Below are 25,101 nucleotides of genomic sequence, written 5' to 3'. Positions count from 1 at the left end.
CTCCGGTGACCGTGACCTTGAGCAACGGCGCCGTGATCACCATCGAAGCTGGCAAAACCACCGGCACCGTGACCGTCGATGCACCGAAAGACGACGTCTACAAAGATGCCGGCAAGGTCGAAGTCACTATCAAGGATGCGTCCGGCGGAAACTTCGAGAATCTGGTGCCGAGCACTGTTCCGGCGGTTACCGAAGTCACCGACACCATCGACACCACCACGGTCAAACTGACCGCGACCGAGTCGGCGGCTGAAGGCGGCACCGTCACTTACACCGCCACCGTGGGCGCACCTGTCACCGGTTCGCCAGTCACCGTGACCCTGTCCAACGGTCAGTCGATCACCATCGAAGTCGGCAAAACCACTGGCACCGTCACCACCACCGCACCGAACGATGCGCTGACCGGTCACACGCCGTTGACCAACGCGATCACCGGTGTGACGGGCGGCAACTACGAAAATCTCGTGGCTGACAAAACCCCGGTCAGCACCACCGTCACTGACACGGTCGACACCACCAACCTGACCCTCAGCGCCACCAATTCGGTTGCCGAGGGCGGTTCGATCACTTACACCGCCACACTGACCAACGCTGCGGGCACTCCGGTGACCGTGACCTTGAGCAACGGCGCCGTGATCACCATCGAAGCTGGCAAAACCACCGGCACCGTGACCGTCGACGCACCGAAAGACGACGTCTACAAAGACGCCGGCAAAGTCGAAGCGACCATTTCGACCGCCACCGGTGGCAACTTCGAGAACCTGGTGCCAAGCACCGTTCCGGCCGTGACCCAGGTCACCGATACCATCGACACCACCACGGTGAAACTCACCGCGACCGCGTCGGCGGCTGAAGGCGGCACCGTCACCTACACCGCGACCGTAGGTGCGCCAGTGACTGGCTCGCCTGTGACCGTGAACCTGTCGAATGGCCAGAGCATTACCATCGAAGTCGGCAAGACCACCGGCACCGTGACCACTACCGCGCCGAACGACGTGCTGAACGGTCATGCACCGCTGACCAACGCAATCACCGGCGTGAGCGGTGGCAACTACGAAAATCTGGTGGCTGATAAAACCCCGGTTTCGACCACCGTCACCGACACCGTCGATACCACCAATCTGTCGCTCAGCGCGACCGGCACCGTGGCCGAAGGCGGTTCGATCACCTACACCGCGACCCTGACCAACGCCGCTGGCTCGCCAGTGACCGTGACCTTGTCGAACGGTGCAGTGATCACTATCGAAGCGGGCAAAACCGCCGGCACCGTGACCGTTCCTGCGCCAGCCGACGACGTCTACAAGGACGCCGGCAACGTACAGGCAACGATCACCAACGCCAGCGGTGGCAACTTCGAGAACCTGGTCACCAGCACCACACCAGCGGTGACCAGCGTTACTGACACCATCGACACCACCACCGTGAAGCTGACTGCAACCGCGACCGCGGCTGAAGGTGGCACCGTCACTTACACCGCTACCGTGGGAGCGCCGGTAACCGGCTCGCCTGTGACCGTAAACCTGTCCAACGGTCAGTCGATCACCATCGAAGTCGGCAAAACCACCGGCACCGTGACCACCACCGCGCCGAACGACGTGCTGAACGGTCATGCACCGCTGACCAACGCCATCACCAACGTCAGCGGCGGTAACTACGAGAACCTGGTTGCCGACAAGACCCCGGTCTCGACCACCGTCACTGACACCGTCGACACCACCAACCTGTCCCTGAGCGCTACCAACTCGGTCGCCGAGGGTGGTTCGATCACTTACACCGCAACCCTGACCAATGCTGCGGGCACTCCGGTAACCGTGACCTTGAGCAACGGCGCCGTGATCACCATCGAAGCGGGCAAAACCACCGGCACCGTGACCGTTCCTGCGCCAGCGGACGATGTCTACAAAGACGCCGGCAACGTGCAAGCCACGATCACCAATGCCACGGGCGGCAACTTCGAAAACCTGGTGACCAGCACCACGCCAGCAGTGACCAGCGTTACCGACACCATCGACACCACCACCGTGAAGCTGACCGCAACCGCAACAGCGGCCGAGGGTGGCACCGTCACCTACACCGCTACCGTGGGTGCGCCGGTGACTGGCTCGCCGGTAACCGTGAATCTGGCCAACGGTCAGTCAATCACCATCGAAGTCGGCAAGACCACCGGGACCGTGACCACTACCGCGCCGAACGACGCGTTGACCGGCCACACACCGCTGACCAACTCGATCACCAACGTTTCTGGCGGCAACTACGAAAACCTCGTGGCCGACAAGACGCCGGTCAGCACCACCGTGACTGACACCGTTGACACCACCAACCTGACGCTCAGCGCGACCGGCACCGTGGCCGAGGGTGGCTCGATCACCTACACCGCGACCCTGACCAACGCCGCTGGCTCACCAGTGACCGTGACCCTGTCGAACGGCGCCGTGATCACCATCGAAACCGGTAAAACCACGGGCACCGTGACCGTTCCTGCGCCAGCTGACGACGTCTACAAAGACGCCGGCAACGTGCAGGCGACGATCAAGTCCGCCACCGGCGGCAACTTCGAGAACCTGGTCACCAGCACCACACCAGCCGTGACCAGCGTCACCGACACTATCGACACCACCACCGTGAAGCTGACCGCGACCACGACGGCGGCCGAAGGTGGCAACGTGGTCTACACCGCGACCGTCGGCGCGCCAGTGACAGGCTCGCCTGTGACCGTGACCCTGGCCAACGGTCAGTCGATCACCATCGAAGTCGGCAAAACCACCGGCACCGTGACCACTACCGCGCCGAACGACGCGTTGACCGGCCACACGCCGCTGACCAACGCGATCACCAACGTCAGCGGCGGCAACTACGAAAACCTCGTCGCCGACAAGACACCGGTCAGCACCACCGTCACCGACACCATCGACACCACCAACCTGTCGCTCAGCGCGACCGGCACCGTGGCCGAAGGTGGTTCGATCACCTACACCGCAACCCTGACCAATGCCGCTGGCTCGCCAGTGACCGTGACCCTGAGCAACGGTTCGGTGATCACCATCGAAGCGGGCAAGACCACCGGCACCGTGACCGTTCCTGCGCCAGCCGACGACGTCTACAAGGACGCCGGCAATGTGCAGGCCACGATCACCAACGCTACCGGCGGCAATTTCGAAAACCTGGTGACCAGCAACACACCAGCCGTGACCAGCGTCACCGATACCATCGACACCACCACCGTCAGCATCACCGGCAGCACCTCGGTGACCGAAGGCCAGACCGCCAGCTACACCGTCAGCCTGACCCACCCGGCGCAGACCGAAGTGACCCTGAAAATCGTCTACAGCGGCACCGCCGCCGACGGTTCGGACTTCACCGGCGTGTACACCGTGAAGATCCCGGCCGGTGCCAGCAGCGCGCAGTTCAACGTTGCGACCATCGACGACAAGATCACCGAAGGCACCGAGAACTTCGTGGTCAAGATCGACTCGGCCACCGGTGGCAACTTCGAAAACCTGGCGGTCAGCAGCACCAATGGCAGCGTCAGCACCTCGATCATCGACAACGATGCACCGCCGGTCATCGACCTCGACGCCAACAACTCCAGCGGTGCAACGGGTGCCGACTACAAGGTGACCTTCACCGAGAACACCCCGGGCGCAGGCGTGTCGATTGCCGACACCGACATCAAGATCACCGACCCGGACAGCACCATGCTGACCGGCGCCACCGTCGTGCTGACCAACCGTCAGGACGGCGATGCGCTGAATCTGGGCAACAGCGTCAACGGCATCACCATCAACGCCAACAGCACCAACGGCACCGTCACCCTGACCCTGTCGGGCTACGCGACGCTCGCCGACTACATGCAGGCGATCAAGAACATCAGCTTCACCAACAGCAGTGAAGATCCGAGCACCGTGCCACGGATCATCACCGTGACCGTGACCGATGGCGGCAACTACTCCAACACCGCGACCACCACGGTCAACGTGGTGGCGGTCAACGATGCGCCGGTCGCTGCACCGGTCAACGTCACCGGCACCGAAGACACCCCGCTGGTTCTCGGCTGGTCGACCTTCGGCGTCAGCGACGTCGACAGCCCGGCCAGCAGCCTGGGCGTGAAAATCACCCAGCTGCCGGGCGAAGGCAAACTGCAGTATCTGGACGGCTCGACCTGGAAAGACGTCGCCAACAACCAGACTTTCAGCAAGGCCGACATCGACGCCGGCAAGCTGCGCTTCGTGCCGGATGCCAACGAGTCGGGTGTGAACGGTTACGGTGGCACTGGCGTTGGTAACAATCAGGCCGACTACGCGCAGATCAAATTCCAGCCAACCGACGGCCAGTTGCTGGGCAACACTGGCACCATCAAGATCGACATCACGCCGGTGGCGGATGCACCGACCCTGTCGGTGGCCGACAACAGCGTGAAGTCCACCGGCCTGATCAAGGAAGTCTGGACCGGTCTGTCGGGCCTGGGCACCGACGGCAGCGGCGCCAACTCGACCACCCTGAAAAACGTGATCGACGGCGCAGGCAAGCCGAACACCAGCGGCACTGTGAACAACGTGCAGTCCGACGGCAGCGTGACCGCCGGCACTGCGTCGAAAACCTCGGGCCTGATTTATCTGGAAGCCGGCAAGACCTATACCTTCAGCGGCACCGGTGATGACAGCCTGCTGGTGACCATCGGCGGCAAGAACGTGGCCTCGACCACGTGGGGCGCGGGCGGCAACCTCAACGGTTCGTTCACCCCGACCACCAGCGGTTACTACACCCTGGACATCTACCACCACAACCAGAGCGGCCCGGGCAGCTACGACGTCAACCTGTCGGTCAACGGCAGCACGCCGATCGACCTGAGCAGTGCCGGCGTGCCGATCTACACCGGCGTGCAGGATCTGGTGAATGCCGGCGTGACCGTCTCCGATCTGCACGGCAACAACGGCGAAGGCTATTACGACGGCTACAAACTCAACACCGGCGCCGAAGGCACCACGGTGAAACTGTCGTCGATCAGCACCGCGCTGACCGATACCGACGGCTCGGAAACCCTGAGCATCAAGATCAGCGGCGCACCGGTCGGCTCGGTACTGAGCGACGGCGCAGGCCACAGCTTCACCGTGACCGCCACCAGCGGCGACGCCAACGTCACCGGCTGGAACCTCGGCACCCTGACCGTAACCCCGCCGACCTACTACAACGGCCAGTTCAACCTGACCGTGACCTCGACCTCCACCGAACAAGTCGGCGGCTCGGCCAGCACCACTGCGACCATCCCGGTCACCGTGGTGCCAGCGGTTTACAACGCGGTGGTCGCCACTTCGGCGGACGACACCGTCACCGGCACCGACGGCAACGACATCATCGTCGCCGACATCGGCGGCCTGACCGTGGTGCCGGGCACCAACTACAACATCGCGTTCATGGTCGACAGCTCAGGCAGTATGAGCGCCTCGTCAATCAACGCCGCCAAGGACTCGCTGACGTCGGTGTTCAACACCCTCAAGCAGAGCCTGGGCAGCAACTCCGGCACGGTAAACATCTTCCTGGTGGACTTCGATACCCAGGTCAACAAGTCGGTGTCGGTGAACCTCAACGACCCGAACGCACTGACCTTGCTCAAGGCGGTGCTGGACTCGATGTCGTCCGGCGGCGGCACCAACTACGAGGACGTGTTCAAGGCCACGGCGAACTTCTTCCAGAGCGCCGAAGCGCTGGCCAACACCGGGGCGAAGAACCTCACGTACTTCATCACCGACGGCCAGCCGACCTACTACCAGAGCAACGAGCAGACCAACCCGACGCTGTACGGCAACGTGAAGCTCGATGACGTGGTGAAAACCAGCAACTACAAACTGGGCGACAGCTTCAGCACCTACATCGACAACACCCACTACCTGAGTATCAACACTGCCGGCGCCGTGGTATTGCAGACGTACAAGAACGGCAGCTGGAGCTGGAACAGCCTGGGTACCATCCACGCTCAGGGTGACGGTACCTACGAGATCTCGAGCCTGGCGGGCAACGGCAGCAGCACCACGACGACGACCACCGATAACGCGAGCAGCGGTTTCGCCTTGCTCAACGGTTTGTCGAACGTGGAGGCCATCGGCATCAACAGCGGTGTCAGCCTCAACGACCTGAAACCGTACGATTCGGACAAGACGCCGCAAACCAACATCGATCCGAAGGACCTGGCCAACTCAATCATCGGCCACACCGAAGCGACGATGCCGGGCAACGACACCGTCAGCGGTGGCGACGGCAACGACATCCTGTTCGGCGACCTGGTGAGCTTCAACGGCATTGCCGGCGAGGGTTATCAGGCGATGCAGGCGTTCGTGGCCAAGGAAACCGGGGTCGACGTCAGCAAAGTCACCACCAGCAACGTGCACCAGTACATCACCGAGCACTATCAGGCGTTCGATGTGTCCGGTGCCCACGATGGCAACGACACGCTGCTGGGCGGCGCGGGCAACGACATCCTGTTCGGCTCGGGCGGCAACGACCTGCTCGACGGCGGCAAGGGCAATGACATCCTGCTCGGCGGCACCGGCAACGACACGCTGATCGGTGGTCAGGGCAACGACATCCTGATCGGTGGTTCGGGTGCCGACACCTTCGTCTGGAAGGCGGGCGACACCGGCAACGACGTGATCAAGGACTTCAAGGCCAGCGAAGGCGACCGCATCGACCTGCGTGATCTGTTGCAGGGTGAGAGTGGCAGCACCATCGACAACTTCCTGAAGATCACCACGGTCGACGGTGTGTCGTCGCTGCAAGTCAGCTCGGGCGGCAAGTTCAACTCGGGCGATGCCGCAGCCGCCACACCGGACGTGACGATCAAACTGGAAGGCAACAACTGGTCCACGGCCAACATTCACAACCTGATTGCCGGCAGTGATCCGACCATCAAGGTCGACCACAACAACAGCTGATGCGTGAAAAACGGCCGCCCCACTTGGGGCGGCCGTCACGTTTGCGGCGCTTGAACCGGTGACGATTTCGTCGGCGCACCGCATACTCGCGCGCAGTTGGCTATGCTGCTGACAGCATGACGCTGGTCCATTTCCGAGGGATGCTCAATGTTTTACGTGCAACGCGATGCGCAGGGTCAGTTGATTCGCGTGGAAGCTGCGGCCTACGCCGAGGCCACGGAAACGCTGCCGGCCGACCACCACGAAATCCAGGCCTGGTACGCCAACGAGGCCGTGGAGAACAGCCTCAAACAGCTCAAGCAGAGCGACCTGGAAATGATCCGGGTACTCGATGACCTGATTCAGGTACTGACCCAGAAAGGCGTGATCCGCGTCACCGACCTGCCAGCGGCGGCCCAGGCCAAGTTGATGGACCGGACCCAGGCGCGGGAAGCGCTGGGCGGGTTGAGTCAGTTGATTGATGAGGATGAGGGCGGGTTGATCTGATCCGTTTGATCGCCCCCACGCGGAGCGTGGGAGCGATCAGTCAGCCCCAGGGTTTCGGTTCGCCGAAGAGCTGCCCCTGAACCCCATACAACCCCATCTCGCGAATCACCGACAATTCCCCTTCCGTCTCGACCCGTTCGGCAATCAACGGCAGATCAATGCTGTGCGCCGCACGCTGGATCGCTTCGATGAACAGACGCTTGTCGCTTTCCTGATCGATCGCCCGGATGTAGCTGCCATCGATCTTCAGGTACGCCAGCCCCAACCGCGCCAGGTTGCCGATCATGCTGAAGCGCCCGCCGAAACGCTGCAGGCTCAGGGAGAAACCGAGCTCGCGCAGGCGCCGGGTCAACTGTTCCAGCACCGCTTGCTCCGGCAATTGTTCCTCGCCGATTTCCAGGGTCAGGCGCGCACCGAGGTTGGAATGCGCTCGCAGAATCTCGAACACTTTGTTCAACGCCTGCGGATCGGCCAGGGTCGCCGAGGACAGATTCAGCGCCAGCGATTCTTCATGACCGGCCATCTGCTCCAGCACCCGCTCGAGCATCAAACGGTCCAGCCGTGCGGTCCAACCGAAACGTTCAAGCCACGGCAGGAAACGCCCGGCGGGAATGGTCTGGCCCTGCTCGTCGAGCAAGCGCGACAGCACCTTGTAATGCAGCACCAGTTGCGTGTCCTGCGCCGCCACTACCGGCTGGAAGAACAGCTCGAAACGCCGCTGATTCAACGCCTGATCGAGCAAACGGTGCCAAGCGTGGTGATCGTCACCGACGTCCGCCACCAGGCTCTGATCGAGGCACGCCCAGTTCTGCTCACCCTGCCCTTCGGCCTGGGCCAGCGCCTGATCGCCGAGGCTGAGGACCGCTTGCGGCGAATCGCCGTGAGCGAACGGCGCCAGGCCGATAGAAGCCACGGCGGCCACGTCGGTGGCGCCTGTCGCGTGCAGGCTGCTCAGGGCACAGTCGAGACTCTGCGCCAGTTGCAGCGCCTCTTCGCGGGTCAGCCCCGGCGCCAGCACGGCGAATTCACCACCGCGAATGCGGGTGATGAGGTTCTGGGTTTCCGGGTATTTGGCGCACTCGCGGGACAGTTGCTCGCCAACCGCTTTCAACAATTCATCGGTACGCTGACCGCCAAGGCGCTGGTTCAGCCCAGCCAGATCCTTGACCCGCAACAGCAGCAGATAACCGGAACTGGCCTGCTCCGGGTTGCTCACCCGCGCATTCAGCTGCATCTCGAAATAACGCCGGTTGGCCAACCCGGTGAGGTTGTCCTGATAGGATTCGGTGCGCAGTTTTTCACTGCGCTCTGCCTGCTCCTGAAACAGCGCCTTGAGCTTCTCGACCATCTGGTTCATCGCCAGCACCACACGGCGCAATTCAGGCGTGCGCGGCAGGTCCGGCAGGCTGAGGAACTCACGACGGGCGATGGCGTGGGATTGCTTGACCATGTAATCCAGCGGCTTCAGTTGCCGACGCAGCAACAACGCGCCCAGCACCGCACTCACCGCGCCGCAGACCAGCAACCAGCCCAGGCTGCCGAGTGCGCTCTGCCAGAGTTTGGCCAAAGCGAACATCGGGTGGCTGACCACCTCGACCCGCGCCGCCTGCTCCCAGCCACGGCTGACCAGCGCATCGCCACCGGCCGGTTCCAGGCCGATCAATTTGACGAACCAGTCCGGCACGTTGGTGACCGCCGGAATGCCATTGCGCTCGACGATGGTCTGGTCGGTCTTCAGGTCGACCACGCGGATGCTCGAGTAATAACCGCTGTCGAAGATCGAACTGACCAGCAACTCGACCATCGCCGGGTCATCGATGTTCGGCGTCAACGACAGCGCCAGCGCCGTGGCCGCATCCTGGGCGTGGGAGCGCAACTGGTTGACGTACTGGGTGCGCGAGCTCTCCAGACTGACCATGAAGCTGCCGGTGAAGGCGACCACCAGGAACAGACAGATAGCGATCAACAGCTGTTTGAACAAAGACATCTGAGCGCGTGCTCCTAGTTAGTCGTCTCGACCGGAAATCCTTCGGCCTGCATTTTCTTCAACACATCCTGCCAGCGTGACAGACGCTTGGTGTCACCGACCTTCTTGTTGCCCTTGGCGCCCGGCAGGTACAACCCTTCGGCATTGAAAGAGTAGACCGGCAGCAAATCGGTTCGCTCGGCGGCCGGCTTGATCGGGTCGATCAGGCTGTCGAGCACCAGCGGCATGGCGTCAGGGCTGGAATAGTAAGTCAGGACCATGTGCGCGCGGTTCTGGCGCAGCGCCTTGACGTAGGTGATGCGCAACTTGTCACTGGCCACACCGAGGTGGCGCAGGCTGAAATACTTGGCGATCGCATAGTCTTCGCAGTCGCCGGCGCCTTTCCACAAGGCTTCGATGGGGGTTTCCCAATAGTCGACCTCGTGCCACAGATCGATGTCTTCGACGTAGCGCATCTGTTTGTTGAAAAACAGGTTCACCACTTTAAGCTTTTCCATCTCGCTGACCTGCTTCTGCGTGGCCAGCAGATTCTGCCAGGCATCGATCCGCTGTTGCCCGGCACCCAACGGCCCGTACAGCGCCGTGGCCTTGCGGCTGATCGCGGAAAAATCCCAATCGGCATGCAGGCCGCCCAGCATGATGCCGGCCAGCAGCAGCGCGCAGGCAAGCCAGCGCGCGATCCGTGGGAACGCGAAACGTACCGCCAATGCAAGGCATCCAGGGCAGAGAGGAAAGCGCTTGATGGTGAAGGTTAGCCCAGCAAAAAACAATGGCACCCTGAGATCATCGCTGGCGCGCTAAACTTCAGATGTGACAGGGTTCTTCTACACGGTTTGACAACCTGTAGAGCAATCACTAGTGTCCTTTGGATCCAAATCCGCAGTCATAGGGTGTGCAGTTGTGACCCAGAAGCCCAAGCCACTCCACAGCATCAAAGTCGACGGCCCGATTCCCGCGCATCTGGCGCGCTCGGTCATCGAAGAAACCCTGCGAGCCGCGATTCTCGACGGGCGCCTGCCCTGCGGCACCGCCGTGCGCCAGCAGGACCTGGCCGACCTGTTCGGTGTCAGCCGCATGCCGGTGCGCGAAGCCTTGCGCCAACTTGAGGCTCAGGGCCTGCTCAGCGTGATTGCCCACAAGGGCGCCGTGGTGGCGCCGCTGATTCAGGGCGATGCAACGCAAACCTATGAGCTGCGCATCCTGCTGGAGTCAGAAGCGCTGCGCCAGTCGATCCCGCTGCTGACCCCGGCCGATCACGAACGCGCGGCCGGCTACATCGAAGAACTGGAAAACGAACACGACTACACCGAAATCGGCCGGCTCAACCGTCTGTTTCACATGGCGCTCTACAGCAAGGCGCCAAATGGCCGGCTGTTGCGACTGGTGGAAGACGGCCTGAATGAAGAAGAACGCTTCCTGCGCTTCAACCTCGAGGCCATGGGCCTGGGCAAACTCTCCCAGGACGATCACCGCGCGTTGTTGCAGGCCGTGAAAGAGCGTGACACCCCGCACGCCGTGACACTGCTGGAGCAACACCTCAATCGCGGTGTCGAGGTGATCACCCGTTACCTCGCCAGCTCAGCCGGCCAAAGCCGTAAAGCAGCACGCTGAATTCTCCCTCCCGGGTGAGCCTCCACTCACCCGGCGAATAACCCGCTTACAAATCCCCCCACCGGTCACGGTCATTTGCCGTGGCACATCGACGCCTGCGCTCTAACCTCCCCCTGCTTTGAACAGCCCGGAATTTGCACCGCAAGGAAGTCATTTTCGACGATAGCCGCGGCGCTGATTTACGCGCACCCTTGGACCGCCAACCCAATATAGAACGGGGACGCGCCGCCCCGGCAGCAGTCCCCGCACCAGGAACCTACGGAAGGAGCCTTGTCACGGGAACAGGAAGAAACGGCGCCGTTACAGCCCGACTTCATCCCCTCATATTCATTCAATTACTCAATTGGAAAGTTGCTTCGAGTGAGGCATTCACTCTTGTCGTTCAATTTTGGCCATTAAACGCCGAAAGGAGCAACTACGCCCAAATAAAACTTAACTTATAAGTTTTATCAGACCCACTCATACTTCAAAAACAGCCAACTAAAAATAATTAAAAATAAACTTGTTAAGTTGTTTTGCGATGTATTAGTTTTTCTTCGCCGAGTTTGGATCCGAAATGACAAGCCCGGCACAACCTTGCAGTACGGCCTTGATTGCGACGGCTTGACCGTCCGCTGTAGTTTTGGGCCCTTCAGACATTGCCTGCTTTCATCGAAACCGAATGAGGCTGTCGTTCGCCTGGAGAAACTTGTTCAACGTTATTAGCGATTGATTGAGCAGTCCTTACTTCCCTATTAGCCAGAGTCTCGCAACCATGCCAACTAAAGAGCAACTTACACTAAAGAAAGCCGAACTCAGCGTTCATCCGATCTTCTCCGAAATCGATTCTTTGACGACATTGCGCCGATTCATGGAGTCCCATGTATTTGCGGTCTGGGACTTCATGTCGCTGACCAAGCGCCTGCAGCAGGAACTGACTTGCACGCGTCTGCCGTGGTTGCCGCCACGGGATCCGCACGCAGCAAGACTGATCAATGAAATCGTGCTCGGGGAAGAATCTGACGACCGGCTGCCACACGGGCATTACAGTCACTTCGAACTGTACCTCGATGCGATGCGCGAAGTCGGTGCGGACACGACAGCGGTGGAGCGCTTCGTGACGCTGCAACAGGAAGGCGTGAGTTACGACGTCGCCCTGCAAAGCGTCGAGGTCGATCCGGCCGCTGCGCGGTTCGTCCGCGACACTTTGCACACCGCGCTGCATGCACCCGGTCACAGCGTTGCCGCCGCCTTCCTGCACGGTCGCGAGAGCGTGATCCCGACCATGTTTCAGCGCATGCTCGATGCCTGGGGCATCGGCGTCGAACAGGCGCCGACCTTCCGTTACTACCTCGAGCGACACATCGAGGTCGACTCCGAAGACCACGGCCCGGCCGCCGAGCAACTGCTGGATCGCTTGGTCGATGGCGATCCGCAGCGCGAAGCCGAGGTCTACGCCAGCGCCATCGCCGCCGTGGAAAGCCGCATCGCCCTGTGGGACGGCCTGCGCCTGAGCATGCGCGAACCGCTGGCGGAGGTGGCCCAATGAATGCCGCCGACTACCAGTCTTTCGCCGACGCCTGGGAAAGCCGCGCGACCATTCGCACCCGGCCACGCCGCGTGCTGGAGGACGACGCGCGGCTGATCTATCCGCTCAGCCGCCAGCCCTTGGTGCTCAGCGAAACCTTCCTGCGCGAATGCCCGGAACAGCGTGATTTCGCCCTGGTGCAGACGCTGTACAAATTCATCAACGACGTGGTGATTTTCGAAACCGAGATCGTCGACAAGACCGCCCGCAGCATCGCCAAGAATCGCTTCGCCGTGCCCTTCCCGTTCGCCTGTCGTTACGACGCCATGACCGTGGTGGTGGACGAGGATTACCACGCGCTGGTGGCGATGGATTTCATGCAACAGACGGTGGCCATGACCGGCATCGAGCCGATCGAGCTGCCGAATGAAATCGAACTGAGCCGGGCGATTCCGGCCGCCGTCGAACTGGCTCCGCCACACCTGCGCAGCGCCGTGGAACTGATCTGCGTGGCCATCGCCGAAAACACCGTGACCGGCGATGTCGCGGCATTCGCCCGGGACGACACGGTCAAGCCGTCGATCAAGGGCCTGATGGCTGATCACTTGCTCGACGAGGGCCGGCACTCGAGTTTCTGGGCGCGGATGGTGCGCATCTACTGGCACACCGCGAGCGATGCGGACCGCGAATGCATCGCGCAGATCCTGCCGGTGTTCATCGGCCATTACCTGACCAACGACATCCAGAAGTCCTTCGACCTGCGCCTGATCGACGCCTTGCCGGTCAACGATGCCACCCGCCGCGCCCTGAAAGACGAGATGGCCGGGCTGGCCTTCCCGATCAATCGCCACCACCCGCTGGTGGGCAACATCGTGCGGTTTTTCCACAACAGCTCGCTGCTCGACACACCGTGCGTGCAGCACGCCCTGCGCGACTACCTGGTTTGACAAGGAGGCTGACATGAGACGTCTCGATATTTTGCTGAGGGGCCGCAGCCAAGTCTTGACCGACCTGGCGCAGGAGCTCGAACAACACGGTCATTCATTGCTGACAGAGACTGCTCCGTCGGTGGATCTGGTGATCGATGACGGCAGTCTTGCGCCGCAAAATCACGGCGCGACAGCGCACCTGACTTTACGTCTGGGCATCGGTGCAACGGGCGCCGACGGTTTGCCGGTGCTCGATCTGCTGTGCCTCTGCAACTCGACGCTGCTGAGCCGCGTGCCCATCGCCGACGAACCGTCCGGCAACGGTCAGGCGTTGCGCCAGCGAACACTGGCGCAGGTGGTGGACGAAGTGGCGCTGCTGGTCAGCCGTTTTTCCCGCGATGCCGAGTATTTCCAGCACGCGACAGCGGCCCGTGCGCCGGACTTCGAGCAGGTGGAAAATCTGCTATTTCTCGACAGCCTGGCTTACGTCCATCGCTTCAATGCCACGGCCAATTCGCAGTTGCTGCAACAAGCGCAGATCCCGGTGATCGAGCGGCTGCAAGAGAGTCTGATCGAACACGCGGAGCGCCCCGCGTTGCACCTTGCCGAGCAGTCGATCAGCTATCGCCAGTTGCATGATCACAGCCGTGCAATCCAGCAACGCTTGCAGGCAATGCTGGAGACACAGCCGCAACCCTGGGTGGTGGGGATTTGCCTGCCGAAATGCGATGCGCTGTTTGCTTCGATCCTGGCGATTCTCGGCAGCGGCGCGGTGTACCTGCCGCTGGAACCGAGCCATCCGCTTCAGCGCCAGCAGTACATTCTGGAAAACGCCGGAGCGGTGTTGTTGCTGCACGACGGCGAACATCCGCTGAGCGGTTCGCTGCCGGGGCTGGATGTCAGCCTTATCGACAGCGCCGACGCCGATCTTTCGTTGCCGTTGATGCGCCAGCGACCGTCGCTCGACTCGCCATGCATGGCGCTCTACACCTCGGGCACCACCGGGCATCCGAAGGGTGTGCTGCTGAGTCAGGCGAACCTCGCGCACTTCACCGCGTGGTACGCCGATTACGTGCAGTTGCGGGCTGAGAGTCGGGTGTTGCAGTTCTCGTCGCTGAGTTTTGACTCGTCGCTGATCGACATCTTCCCGACCCTGCTCGAAGGCGCGGAACTGGTGGTGCCCGACGACAACCAGCGGCGTGATCCGCTGCAACTGGTGGCGCTTATTCGACGTCGGCAACTGACCCACGCGTTCCTGCCGCCGGCGCTGTTGAGCATCCTGCCGCTGGAGCAACTGCAAAGCGTCGCGCAAATCATGACCGGCGGCGACGTCTGTGAGCCGTTCGTGATCGAGCAGCTGACGCGCCAAGGCAAGCTGCATAACCTCTACGGCCCGACCGAAGCCACGGTGCTGATCACCGCGCGACAACTGCAACCGGGCGACAGCAATCGCACCCTCGGCGGCCCGATTGCCAACAGTCAGGTGCTGATCCTCGATGACGATCTGCAACCGGTGCCTGAGCAAACGGTGGGCGAATTGTTCATCGTCGGCCCCGGCGTATGCCTGGGTTACCTGAACAATCCACAGCAGACCGCCGAACGCTATCTGGATCTGGAGTTGCCGGACGGCCAGCGTCTGCGCGCCTACCGCAGCGGCGACATGGCCAAGTGGGGCGAGGATGGCATCGAGCTGTGCGGACGGCGCGACAATCAGGTGAAGATCCGCGGCTTCCGGGTCGAGCCGGAGGAGATCGAACGCTGCCTGCGCGAGAGTCAGTTGTATCGGCAAATCGCCGTGGTGATCGACAGTCAGCGACGGATTCTGGCGTTCCTCGCCCAGCCGCAATCGGATGCCGCGCGCGAGTCGTTGAAAGCTCACGCACAGCAGTTTTTGCCCGACTACATGCAACCGGTGGCATGGACGGAACTGCCGAACATGCCGTTCGCCGCCAATGGCAAAGTCGACCGCAAGGCCTTGCTGGAGCTGCCGGTCAGCGTGCAGGACAGCGGCCCGAAATGCCTGCCGGCCAACGCCGACGAAGCGCTGCTGCTGGAGATCTGGGGTGAGTTGCTGGAGCTTCCGACCAGCGACATTTCCACCGACGAAAGCTTCTTCAATCTCGGCGGTCACTCGATTCTGCTGTCGCGCATGCTCCTGCGTCTACGGGAGGAGTTCGGTCGCAGTATTTCGATCAACCGCTTCATCGAACTGCCGACCATCACGAAGCTCGCCACCCTGGTACGCGGCACCGATGACAGCGCGGTGCTCAGCGCCCAGGCGATGGCCGACGCCGAGCGAGCGCTGGACATCGAGCCGCTGCCGATCAGCCGCATGGGCGACGTGCACAAGGTGATCGTCACCGGCGCCAACAGCTTTGTCGGTGTGCACATCGTCGAGGCGCTGCTGGGATGGGGCGCCAGCGAGGTGGCGTGTCTGGTGCGCGACGGCGGCGGGCAAACGGCGGCGCAGCGCTTTGCCCAATCGCTGCGAGAGAACCGGCTGGAGCATCTGGACCTGAGTCGGGTGCGGGTCTATTCGGCGGACATCAGCCGGCCGCAACTGGGCTTGGCCGATGGGGATTTCGAGCGACTGGATCGCGAGTTCGGCGCGCTGGTGCACAACGCGGCCAACGTCAATCACGTGCTCGATTACGAGTCGCTGGCGGCGGACAACGTCGAGCCGATTTTCGAACTGCTGCGGCTGTGCGAAGGACGCAGCAAGAAGGTGTTCAATTTCGTCTCGACGCTGTCGGCCTCCAGCACCGTCGACGACGCAGGCCGGGTGCTGGAACTGCCCGCCGCACCGACGCCGCCGATCTACATCCGCAACGGCTACAACCTGTCGAAATGGGTCGGCGAACGCATCCTCGAGCGGGCGCGGGAGCGTGGGGTGCGGGTCAATCTGTATCGGCCCGGCAACATCAGTTTCAACAGCCTCAGCGGCGTCTGCCAGCCGCACAAGAACCGCTTGATGCTGATGCTCAAGGGCTCGATCCAGCTCGGGCAGGTGCCGGCCTTCGCGCTGAATTTCGACCTGATGCCGGTGGATTTTCTCGCCCGGTTCATCGCCTTCCACGCCAGCCGCTACTCGGCCGAACGGGCGGTATTCAACCTGCATAACCCGGAGCCTCTGAGCTGGGACGCCTACGTTGCGTCGTTCCGCGAAACCGGCAGCGAGTTTTCGCTGGTCAGCGTCGCCGACTGGCAGCAGCAACTGGGCCGGGTCGATGCCGACAACGCGCTGTTCGGCGTACTCGGTTTCTACCTCAACGGCTTCGAGGAAGACATCGGCGACATCTCCCTGATCAGCCACGCCAACGCCCAGGCCGGCGTACAGCAGATGGGCGCGCACTACCCGGAAAAATCCCCGGCGCTGCTGCGTCGCGGCTGCGACTACCTGAAAGAAATCAACTTCATCTGACTCAACCACCAAGGAGCAACACCATGAGCAATCTTCAACCCGACACCCTGATCAAGAATCCTCACGGCTGCCACGTCGTGTCTTCGGTGGAAGTGCCGGTGGACGCCAGACAAGTGTGGGCGGTGGTAGGCAAATTCGACGGTTTCGACCGCTTCATTCCGGCCCTGTCGCACATCGAAATGACCGGCGAAGGCGTGTCTTCGCTGCGCAAGAAGTTCTTCAAGGATGGCAACGTGGTGGTCGAGCAACTCAACTCCCGGGACGACCAGGCGCTGAGCATGACCTGGACCACGATCTACAACACCCTGGGCGTGGCCAATCTGTGGGCGGCGATGAATGTGGAATCGCTGGGCGCGGGCAAGTCGCGGGCGACCTGGACGATCATTGCCGAACCGGCCAGCGGCGGCCCAGAGGCACTGCCGGGGTTCAAGGATTTCGTGCAGGGGTTCGCCGATGATGCGATGGGCAATGTGCAGAAGCTGTTTGTGTAAGGCATGAAAAAGCCCGCTGTGGATCACTCCGCAGCGGGCTGTTTTTTGACCGCTAGCGATCAGATCTTGAAGCTGTCGACCAGTTGTTTCAAACGGTTGGCCTGCTGCGACAACGCATCGCAATCCTTCAACGTTTCATTGAGGTTGGCCACGCTCTGCTGGTTCAGCAGGTTGATCTGGTTGACGTCGACGTTGAGGGTTTCCACCACGGCGGTCTGCTCTTCGGTAGCGGCGGCCACCGACTGGTTCATGCCGTCGATTTCGCCGATGCGCTGGGTCACGCTGACCAGACGCAGACCGGCCTGGTTCGCCACTTCAACGGTTTCCTCGCTGGACGCCTGACTGGCGTTCATGGTGGTCACCGCTTCGCGGGAGCCGACCTGCAGCGAAGTGATCATCTTGTGGATCTCTTCCGCCGATTCCTGGGTGCGGTGAGCGAGGTTACGCACCTCGTCCGCCACCACCGCAAAACCGCGTCCGGCTTCACCGGCACGGGCCGCTTCAATGGCCGCGTTGAGCGCCAGCAGGTTGGTCTGCTGGGAGATGCCTTTGATCACGTCGAGAATGTGGCCGATGTTGTCGGTGCTCGCGTTCAGGGTTTCGATCTGGGTGCACGACAGGCTGATCTTCTGCGACAGCTCGGTCATCGCCTGAATCGTCTGCTCGACCACCTGACGACCGTCATCGGCCTGCTCGCTCGCGCCGCTGGCGTGTTGCGAGGCATCGGCGGCGTTGCGGGCGATTTCCTGGGTGGCGGCACCCAGTTGATTGATCGCGGCGGCCACGCTGTTGGTGCGTGCGCTTTGCTCGTCGGAGCCGATGATCGAGGCGTTGGACGATGCCATCACCCGTTGCGACAGGTCGTGTACGTGGCGAGTCGCGGAAGACACTTCGGAAATGGACGCGTGAATCCGCTCCACGAACTGGTTGAACGAACTGCCCAGCTCACCGAACTCGTCCTTGCTTTCCACTACCAGACGGCGAGTCAGGTCGCCTTCACCCTGAGCGATGTCCTGCATTGCACGGCCCATGGTGATCAGCGGACGCATCAGCACGGTGATCAACAGGCTCAGGAACACCGCAATCGCGCCGACAGCAACGAACATTGCGATCAGTGCCGAGGTACGGAACTGGCTGAGTGCGGCGTAGGCCTTGTCGCGATCGATCGACAGACCGATGTACCACTCGGCATTCGGCAGACCTGCGACCGGGGTGAACGACAGGATGCGCTCCTGACCGTTGAGCACCACGTTCTGGTTGCCCTTCTGGATGCGCACATCGGCGTTCGGGTAGATGTCCTTGAGGTTCTTCATCACCTGGTCTTTGTCCGGGCTGACGATCACCTGACCGTCCCCGCTGACCAGGAACGCGTGGCCCAGGCCACCGAAGTCCACCGAGTTGATGATCTTCACCAGGGTTTCCAGGCTCAGGTCACCGCCCACGACGCCGAGCAGCTCGCCGTTCTTTTTCACCGGCATGGCGATGGTCACCACCAGACCGCCAACGGCGGCCATGTATGGCGGGGTCAGCATGGTCTGGTCAGCGGCCACGGCCTGCTTGTACCAGGGGCGCTGACGCGGATCGTAGCCGTCCGGCATCTTCGCGTCAGGGCGCTGGGTGAACACACCGTTGGCCTGGCCGACGTAGGTGAACTGGAAGTTCGAGGTGAAGGCCGGTTGATCGACCAGGCCCGGGAAGTCGGCGTTCTTGCCTTGATGGGCGACGTTCTGTGCGAGGTTTTCCAGTACCAGAATTCGCCCGCTCATCCAGTTCTGCACACTGCTCGCGGTCAGGTCGCCGGCCTGTTGGACCGAGGACTGGAGGTTCTGGCGAATGGTGTTTCGCTGCAGATAGTCGTTGTACAAAGTGAACAGCGCGAACGCCAGGACCACAACGCCCGAGGCGGCCAGCAGGATTTTATGGCTGAACTTGAGATTCATTTCATGGGACTTCTTATGCGAAAAGTGGGGATGCGTTCCGGATGCAACATTCCATGTACAGCGCAGGCAGCGTTCTGAGGACTGCTCTACTTTGGTGCACGCATGTCTCACCAGTCTGTCGGCACGCTTCGGAGAAAACTTAGGCCTATGTAGGAAATGGGCGGCATTTCTGCCAGATTCCCGCCGAACGGCGTGCCAGAGCGTTCGCCTGTCAATTTTTGATGACTGTTTTGCAGCGCCGGTTGCAAATTCTGTAACCCTTGATGACAATGCGACTAATTATCATTTGTGACGTTCGGGCTGTCGCGTTCATGTCCTCTCCTGAGTTTGCAGTACAGGCGCTTTACAGTAGTCATCACGGCTGGCTCAACGGCTGGTTGCGCGCTCGGCTGGGCAATGCTGCCGATGCGGCGGATCTGGCCCAGGACACCTTCGTTCGACTGTTGCAGCGCACCGAGCGTCTGGAACTCAAGGCACCTCGCGCGTTTTTGCGCACAGTTGCCCGAGGGCTGGTGATTGATCATTGGCGCCGTGAAGAAATTGAACGCGCCTATCTGGAAACCATCGCCCATTTGCCTGAAGCCGAAACCCCGAGTGCCGAATCCCGTGCCTTGGTGATCGAACTGCTCGAAGGCATCGCCCGCATGCTTGAAGGCTTGAAGCCGAAAGTGCGTCAGGCGTTTCTGCTGGCTCAGTGCGAAGGTTTGACCCACAAGCAGATCGCCGAGCAGATGGGCCTGTCCCTGCGCTCGGTAGAACGCTACGTCGCCGACGCGCTGTTTCACTGCTACGTGTTGCGGTACGAAAACTGATGCCGGTGGATAACCTCTCGCTCGGCCGACGCGCCGAGCCACCGCAACAGGTCGTCCGACAGGCCATTCACTGGCTCCTGCGTCTGCGCAACAACCATGGCAATCCGCGCCTGAATCGCCAGTGCGAACAATGGCGCGCCGAACACCATGATCACGAACTGGCCTGGCAACGGGTGCAGTCTCTGCAAGCTGAACTGACCCACAATCTGCGCGCCGTGCCCGGTGCGCAGGTGGCGTTCAATACGCTGGAAAACAGTGCGCAGGGGTTGGGTCGACGTCAGGCACTGAAGCTGTTGTCCGGCGCGCTGCTGATGGGCTCGGCGGGATGGTTGGCCAAAGACACTTCCGCCTGGCAACAGTGGAGCGCCGACTACGCCACCGCCACCGGCGAGCGCCGTGGCTTCCAGCTGCCGGACGGCACGCGGATCGAGCTCAACACCGCCAGCAGCGTGGATCTCGATTACACCGCCCAGCAACGGCTGATCAAACTGACCCGTGGCGAAATCATCATCACCTGTGGCGGTGCCGATGAAGGTGCGCCATTTGACCGACCGCTGCGGGTGCAGAGTCGTCATGGCAGTTACGAGCCGTTCAAGGCGCGATTCATTCTGCGCCAGGAAGATGGATGCACGCGCCTGAGCGTCACCAGTGGCCGGGTCGCGATTCACTCCGCCGGCAACTCGACGGAAGCAATCGCCGGTCAGAGCTACTTGATCGACCACCATCAAATTCGCCCGGCGCCGCCGTTGGACATGGACGCCGGTGCCTGGGTCGACGGGCTGATCGTGACCCGCAACATGCGGCTGGGCGACTTCCTCAGCGAAGTCAGCCGGTATCGTCAGGGCTTTCTGAACTGTGCGTCGGACATTGCGGATTTGCGCCTGTCCGGCGTGTTCCGTCTTGAGGACACCGACAAGCTGCTGGCGATCCTGCCGCAGACCCTGCCGGTGCAATTGCGCTACCGCACTCGTTGGTGGGTGACGCTGGAGTCTGTGGCCTGAAATTATTTTGGCGGGTTTTCGCGGCAAATCCGGCTTAGTCAGTAAGCACTTCAACTCAGCCTTCGCGACTGCCTACGGAAACCTACAATGACTGCGCGCGTTACCTGTAAGAACCCTCTGAATTTCTCTGCCGAATCGGGCCTGTTGCGTCACGCCGTTCGGGCGGCGCTGTTCTCTACTGCACTCGGCGTTGGCGTGATGCCGAGCCTGAGCATGGCGGCCAATGCCAGCGAGGTCAGCAGCCACCGCTACAACGTCGCCGCCGGGCCGCTGGGCGATGCGCTCAACCAGTTCGCGCGCCAGGCGGGCATCACGTTGTCGATGACGCCGCAGCAAACCCAAGGCCGGCAGTCACCGGGTGTACAGGGCGAGTATTCGACCGATCAGGCCCTGAGCCACTTGCTCGGAGGCACGGGCCTGGAGGCGGTCAGCCAGGATGGCAGCAGCTATGTGTTGCGCTCCGTCGCAGAAACCGAAGCACTGTCTCTGCCGACCACCGACATCAAAGGCTTCACCCTCGGTAACGCGCTGGGCAGCATGGACGGCTATAACGCGACGCACAGTCAGATCGCCACCAAAACCAGTACCGCGCTGCTGGAAACGTCGCAAAGCGTGTCCGTGGTTACCCGTGAGCAAATGGATGACCAGGGCTCGCAAACCGTGTCCCAGGCCATGCGTTACACCCCCGGCGTACTGACCAACCCTTACGGCGCCACGCACCGTTACGACTATGTGGCGATGCGCGGCTTCAACGACGGTTCGGTGGATAACATCTACCTCGACGGCCTCAAGTCGATGGGCGACAGCGGCACCTACAGCACGATGCAGGTCGATCCGTATTTCCTTGAGCGTGTCGATATTCTGAAGGGCCCGTCGTCGGTGCTCTACGGCCGCAGCTCGCCGGGCGGTCTGGTGGCGCTGACCAGCAAGAAACCGTTGTACGAGGCCTATCACCAGGTTCAAGCCACCGTCGGCACTCAGGGTCAGCGCGGTGTTGGTTTTGACTTCAGCGGACCGGTCGATGACGACAAACGCATCGCCTATCGTCTGATCGGATTAACGGATCAGTCCGACACGCAGTTCGACCACAACAAGGAAAAGCGCTTCGCCCTAGCGCCGACCGTCAGCGTCGACTTCAGCGAAGACACCTCGCTGACCCTGCAAGCGTATCTGCAGCATGACCCGTACGGCGGCTATCACGGTGGCGTGCCGGCCGACGGCACGATTCATCAACGCAACGGCAATCGCATTTCGCCGCATTTCTTCGAAGGCGAGCCGGGCATCGATGGTTACTCCCGTGATCAGCAGTCGTTCGGTTACCAGTTCGAACACCGCTTCAACGACGTCTTCACCGCGCGGCAGAATTTCCGCTACCTCGACTCCAAAGTGAACATGGATCAGGTGTACGCCTATGGCTGGACGTCGCCGACCAGCAACGAATTGAATCGCTACTACACCGGCGGTGATGAACGTCTGCACGCGTTCATCGTCGACAACATGCTCCAGGCCGAATTTTTCACCGGCGCGACCAAGCACACAGTGCTGATGGGGGCGGATTACCAGCGACGCAAAACCGTGGTCGACTGGACCAGTGGCGGCCTGGCGCCGATCAACGCGTTCAACCCGGTGTATGGCAATTCGGCTATTACGCCGTACGGCGAGACAAGCTATCTGCGGCGCCTGGAGCAGACCGGCGTTTACCTGCAAGACCTGATCGAGATGGACAAGTGGCGCTTCTCGCTGGGACTGCGCCAGGACTGGGTGGAAACCTCCGACGAAAACCGCATCGCCGAAGCGGGCCGTCCGGTCGGCACCGAGATCAATGATCGACGCACCAAGCTCACCGGCCGTGCCGGCGCGCTGTATCTGTTCGATAACGGTCTCGCGCCGTACGTCAGCTATTCCGAGTCGTTCAACCCGAATTCCTACGCGGACAACGCCGGCAATCCTCTCGCACCGACCGATGGAACGCAGTGGGAAATGGGCTTGAAGTATCAGCCGCCGGGTACCGACAACCTGTTCACCGCCTCGCTGTTCCGCATCGATCAGGAGAACCTGGCGACCAAACTGCCGCAGGAAAACTTCTATCGCGCTGTAGGCGCCGTCCGCTCTCAGGGTCTGGAACTGGAAGCGCACATGCAGCTGACCGACAACCTGAAAGTGCTCGGCAGCTACACCTTCACCGACATTGAATACTCGAAGTCGATGACCAGCACCTTGAGCACACCGACCAATTTGATCGAGAACAAGGGCAACTCGCCAACCCAGGCGCCACGACATATGGCATCGCTGTGGGCGGACTACAAGTTCGACAGCGCGGCACTCGACGGGCTGCGACTGGGCGGTGGTGTGCGTTATGTCGGCTATAGCTGGGCGGATGCAGAGAACACCATGAAGGTGCCGTCCTACACATTGTTCGACGCATCGATCGGTTATGACCTCGGAAAGGTCGGTCTGAAGGGTGTCGACGTACGCCTGAATGCGAACAATCTGACCAACGAATCCTACGTAGCCTCCTGCGCCAGTCTGGACTTCTGCTACATGGGCGAAGAGCGCAACGTCGCCGCGACGGTCAGTTACCAGTTCTAAGCCTTTGTCTTGTGCATAAAAAAGCCAGCCCCTGATTTCAGGGGCTGGCTTTGTCGTATCTGTGGGGGAAATTTTCATGCGTTCGTTTCTGGTTTTATTGCACCGGTATATCGGGTTGGCCACGGCGGTTTTTCTGCTGCTGGCGGGGATTACCGGCAGCATTCTGGCATTCAATCATGAGCTGGATGAGTGGTTGAATCCGGAGTTTTACGCTGCCTCGGCCGAGGGGGAGCGTCTGCCGCCAGGTGAGCTGGTTGATGTGGTGCAATCGGCCCATCCGAAGTTGCAGGTCTGGTACATGGAGTACCCGAATGAGGCAGGCCACACGGCATTGCTGGCGGCGGTTCCGCGAAATGATCCGGCGACGGACGAACCGTATAAAGAACGCAACCAGGTGTTCTACCTCGACCCTGTCAATGGCGAGCAAAAAGGTCAGCGTTACTGGGGCGAGTGCTGTTTCCAGCGTGAGAACTTCGTTCCGTTCATTCTCGAGTTTCACTACAACCTGACACTGCCCGGAAACTGGGGTTTGCTGTTGATGGGGTTCGTGGCCATCGCCTGGGTAATCGATTGCTTCATCGCCCTCTGGCTGACGTTGCCGAGGGGTAAACCGTTCTGGAAGAAGTGGTCGAACGCCTGGAAGATCAAGGGTGGGCATGCCTATCGACTCAACTTTGATCTGCACCGGGCGGGGGGCTTGTGGCTGTGGTTGTTATTGCTGCCGATAGCCGTCAGCAGTGTGGCGATGAACCTGCCGAGCCAGGTCTTCAAACCCGCGGTGTCACTGTTTTCTCCGATTGAACCGAGCGTGTATGAGGCGCGAGGGCGAATGCCTGCCGAAGAGCTGGGGATCACCCGATTAAGTTATCAACAGGCATACGAAAGGGCACAACAGGAGGGGAAAAGGTTGGGGCTGACGGCGGCGATCGGCGAGTTGTATTACAGCTTTGAGTACAACTTTTACGGTGCGGGGTTTGGGCAGCATGACACCAAGGCCCACGGCAAATCCTGGTTGTTCTTCCACGGTACTGACGGACGATTACTGGGGCAGGAGATCGCAGGAGAAGGGACGTTGGGAGAACGGTTTTATCGGTTGCAGTTGCCGATACATGGGGGACGGATCATAGGCTTCACCGGACAAGTGATGATCGCGGTATTGGGTGTTCTGATTGCGGGGTTGTCGGGAACTGGCATCTACGTCTGGTGGCGCAAATGGCAGGCTCGTCGGAGCAGCAAGGCACGCAAAGCGGTTTGAAGATCGGACTTATGGGTCTGAAACGACAAAACCCCTGTCTGCGTTAGCAGACAGGGGTTTCGGAATTCGATCTTGACGATGACCTACTCTCACATGGGGAAACCCCACACTACCATCGGCGATGCATCGTTTCACTTCTGAGTTCG

13 protein-coding genes, 1 rRNA gene and 1 pseudogene are annotated in these 25,101 nt (G+C 61.2%); 11 read left to right on the top strand and 4 right to left on the bottom strand.

Annotated elements, in window-relative coordinates; genetic code table 11:
• Together AC07XZ_RS27720 and AC07XZ_RS27715 are read left to right on the top strand one after the other, a co-directional pair.
• Nucleotides 1–6,926, top strand: a pseudogene (locus tag AC07XZ_RS27720) (LapA family giant adhesin); the annotation flags it as partial.
• A gap of 147 nt (nucleotides 6,927–7,073) precedes the next feature.
• A complete protein-coding gene (locus AC07XZ_RS27715; protein WP_085613332.1) occupies nucleotides 7,074–7,412 on the top strand; it encodes a tryptophan synthase subunit beta in 339 nt (112 codons plus the stop codon).
• Nucleotides 7,413–7,452: 40 nt separating this feature from the next.
• Here the strand turns inward: AC07XZ_RS27715 and lapD are convergent, their stop codons facing one another.
• Both lapD and lapG read right to left on the bottom strand, forming a co-directional pair.
• The gene (gene lapD / locus AC07XZ_RS27710; RefSeq protein WP_102688631.1) at nucleotides 7,453–9,399 is read right to left on the bottom strand and encodes a cyclic di-GMP receptor LapD; all 1,947 of its coding nucleotides are present in this window, start codon (nucleotides 9,397–9,399) and stop codon (nucleotides 7,453–7,455) included.
• A 14-nt stretch (nucleotides 9,400–9,413) separates the two neighbouring features.
• Nucleotides 9,414–10,106 (bottom strand): cysteine protease LapG, encoded by a 693-nt coding sequence (gene lapG, locus AC07XZ_RS27705; protein ID WP_085748537.1) that lies wholly within the window; start codon nucleotides 10,104–10,106, stop codon nucleotides 9,414–9,416.
• Nucleotides 10,107–10,299: 193 nt separating this feature from the next.
• On the opposite strand from lapG, the gene AC07XZ_RS27700 reads away from it, so the two are divergent.
• The 5 genes from AC07XZ_RS27700 (at nucleotide 10,300) to AC07XZ_RS27680 (ending at nucleotide 17,358) form a co-directional block, all read left to right on the top strand.
• Nucleotides 10,300–11,010, top strand: coding sequence for a GntR family transcriptional regulator (locus AC07XZ_RS27700; protein ID WP_085748538.1), 711 nt, complete (start codon nucleotides 10,300–10,302; stop codon nucleotides 11,008–11,010).
• Nucleotides 11,011–11,764: 754 nt separating this feature from the next.
• Nucleotides 11,765–12,538 (top strand): DUF3050 domain-containing protein, encoded by a 774-nt coding sequence (locus tag AC07XZ_RS27695; RefSeq protein ID WP_102688632.1) that lies wholly within the window; start codon nucleotides 11,765–11,767, stop codon nucleotides 12,536–12,538.
• Entirely contained in the window at nucleotides 12,535–13,464 is a 930-nt protein-coding gene (locus AC07XZ_RS27690; protein WP_102688633.1) for a diiron oxygenase, read from the top strand. The genes AC07XZ_RS27695 and AC07XZ_RS27690 overlap by 4 nt, the downstream gene beginning before the upstream one ends.
• A gap of 13 nt (nucleotides 13,465–13,477) precedes the next feature.
• Nucleotides 13,478–16,867: an amino acid adenylation domain-containing protein gene (locus AC07XZ_RS27685; RefSeq protein WP_102688634.1), complete on the top strand. Its 3,390-nt coding sequence runs from the start codon at nucleotides 13,478–13,480 to the stop codon at nucleotides 16,865–16,867.
• A gap of 23 nt (nucleotides 16,868–16,890) precedes the next feature.
• Nucleotides 16,891–17,358, top strand: a complete 468-nt coding sequence (locus AC07XZ_RS27680) for an SRPBCC family protein (RefSeq protein WP_102688635.1) — start codon at nucleotides 16,891–16,893, stop codon at nucleotides 17,356–17,358.
• 59 nt (nucleotides 17,359–17,417) lie between these two features.
• Here the strand turns inward: AC07XZ_RS27680 and AC07XZ_RS27675 are convergent, their stop codons facing one another.
• A complete protein-coding gene (locus tag AC07XZ_RS27675) occupies nucleotides 17,418–19,298 on the bottom strand; it encodes a methyl-accepting chemotaxis protein (RefSeq protein ID WP_102688636.1) in 1,881 nt (626 codons plus the stop codon).
• A gap of 311 nt (nucleotides 19,299–19,609) precedes the next feature.
• Between AC07XZ_RS27675 and AC07XZ_RS27670 the strand changes: the two genes are divergently transcribed.
• The 4 genes from AC07XZ_RS27670 (at nucleotide 19,610) to AC07XZ_RS27655 (ending at nucleotide 24,955) form a co-directional block, all read left to right on the top strand.
• The gene (locus AC07XZ_RS27670; protein ID WP_085748543.1) at nucleotides 19,610–20,110 is read left to right on the top strand and encodes a sigma-70 family RNA polymerase sigma factor; all 501 of its coding nucleotides are present in this window, start codon (nucleotides 19,610–19,612) and stop codon (nucleotides 20,108–20,110) included.
• Nucleotides 20,110–21,111, top strand: a complete 1,002-nt coding sequence (locus tag AC07XZ_RS27665; RefSeq protein ID WP_102688637.1) for a FecR domain-containing protein — start codon at nucleotides 20,110–20,112, stop codon at nucleotides 21,109–21,111. The genes AC07XZ_RS27670 and AC07XZ_RS27665 overlap by 1 nt, the downstream gene beginning before the upstream one ends.
• 87 nt (nucleotides 21,112–21,198) lie before the next feature.
• Nucleotides 21,199–23,700, top strand: coding sequence for a TonB-dependent siderophore receptor (locus tag AC07XZ_RS27660; protein ID WP_102688638.1), 2,502 nt, complete (start codon nucleotides 21,199–21,201; stop codon nucleotides 23,698–23,700).
• A 76-nt stretch (nucleotides 23,701–23,776) separates the two neighbouring features.
• The gene (locus AC07XZ_RS27655; protein ID WP_102688639.1) at nucleotides 23,777–24,955 is read left to right on the top strand and encodes a PepSY-associated TM helix domain-containing protein; all 1,179 of its coding nucleotides are present in this window, start codon (nucleotides 23,777–23,779) and stop codon (nucleotides 24,953–24,955) included.
• 70 nt (nucleotides 24,956–25,025) lie between these two features.
• On the opposite strand, the gene rrf is transcribed toward AC07XZ_RS27655, so the two are convergent.
• Nucleotides 25,026–25,101 (bottom strand): 5S ribosomal RNA (gene rrf, locus AC07XZ_RS27650); the annotation flags it as partial.

It is taken from the genome of Pseudomonas sp. GW458-11-26-14-LB4, from assembly GCF_059423925.1.
Note: the sequence above shows the minus strand (reverse complement) of the source record. Positions and strands in the feature narration are given on the sequence as shown.